The sequence below is a fragment of the Nocardia araoensis NBRC 100135 genome, assembly GCF_000308435.1.
In the GTDB taxonomy this organism is placed as follows: Bacteria; Actinomycetota; Actinomycetes; order Mycobacteriales; family Mycobacteriaceae; genus Nocardia; species Nocardia araoensis.
The window spans coordinates 1-1,432 of the sequence record NZ_BAFR01000019.1 but is presented as its reverse complement, the minus strand read 5'-3'; the positions used below and the strand labels follow the sequence as shown (position 1 = coordinate 1,432).

The window sequence follows — 1,432 nt, the reverse complement described above, 5'->3', positions numbered from 1 at the left end:
GGCGACCCGATCGTGGTCTCGGCGGAGCCGGGCAGCGCGCCGGAGCCGGTGTCGGACCCCTCGGCGGACCTGATCGGCTGGGCGCACAACGAGACCTCCACCGGCGTCTCCATCCCGGTGCGGCGTCCCGCGGGCTCGGAGCACGCGCTCATCGCCATCGACGCCACCTCCGGCGCGGGCGGCCTGCCGGTGACCATCACCGACGCCGACGTCTACTACTTCGCGCCGCAGAAGTGCTTCGCCTCCGACGGCGGCCTGTGGGTCGCGCTGATGAGCCCGGCCGCGCTGGCCCGGGTCGAGGAGATCAAGGCGTCGGGCCGCTGGACGCCCGATTTCCTGTCGCTGCCGATCGCGATCGACAACAGCACCAAGGACCAGACCTACAACACTCCGGCGCTGGGCACCCTGCTGCTGTTCGCCGACCAGATCGAGTGGCTGAACAACAACGGCGGCCTGGACTGGGCGGTGAAGCGCACGCTCGACTCCTCCTCGCGGCTGTACTCCTGGGCCGAGTCGAGCGAATACGCCACCCCGTACGTCACGGACCCTGCGCACCGCTCGCAGGTGGTCGGCACCATCGATTTCGCCGATTCGGTCGACGCGGCCGCGGTGGCGAAGATCCTGCGCGCCAACGGCATCGTCGACACCGAGCCGTACCGCAAGCTGGGCCGCAACCAGCTGCGTATCGGCATGTTCCCGGCCATCGATCCGGACGACGTCAGCCAGCTGACCCGCGCCATCGACTGGGTCGTGCAGAATCTCGGCTGAGCGCCGCGCATTTCGGTCCGGGCGGCGCAACACGCCCGGGATCGACACGCCGCTTAATTAGCCAAAGCGGATCGAACAGAGCAGATTAGCGGGGCACGGACATCTCCGAGGAGATTTCCGTGCCGCGTGTCCTGCCCCATGAATCTCAGATGTGCACTACTGTTTCGGAAAGTGGGCGGTGTCGCGAGTCGACGCGATAAGGAGGTAACGGTGCGTGAACTTCGAGTGATCGGGGTGACGCCCGACTCCACGCACATCGTGTGTATCGACACCGAGTCCGGACAGAAGTTCCGGCTGCCCGCCGACGACAAACTGCGAGCCGCCGCGCGCGGAGACCTTGCCCGATTCGGCCAGATCGAGATCGAAATGGAAGCAACTATGCGTCCCCGCGATATCCAGGCCCGTATTCGAGCAGGGGCCTCCGTGGAACAGGTCACCGAAGAATCCGGAATGCCGGCCAGTCGCGTCGAGCGATTCGCCTATCCGGTGCTGCTGGAGCGAGCCCGCGCCGCCGAGCTCGCCCAGAAGGCCCACCCGGTCCGTCCCGACGGTCCCGCCGTGGACACCCTCATCGATGTGGTCACCGCCGCGTTCACCGCGCGCGGCCACAACATCGAGGGCGCCGAATGGGACGCTTGGAAGGACGAGAAGGGTTACTGGGTCG

General features: G+C 67.3%; 2 protein-coding genes. Both read left to right on the top strand.

All coding sequences use genetic code 11. The annotated features are described in order from the left end of the window. The coding region (gene serC / locus ON21_RS03315) for a phosphoserine transaminase (RefSeq protein WP_039795142.1) at positions 1–768 on the top strand (768 nt) is incomplete at its 5' end. A 210-nt stretch (positions 769–978) separates the two neighbouring features. Then, positions 979–1,432, top strand: a 454-nt coding sequence (sepH, locus tag ON21_RS03310; protein WP_039795143.1) for a septation protein SepH, incomplete at its 3' end; no start/stop codon positions are given.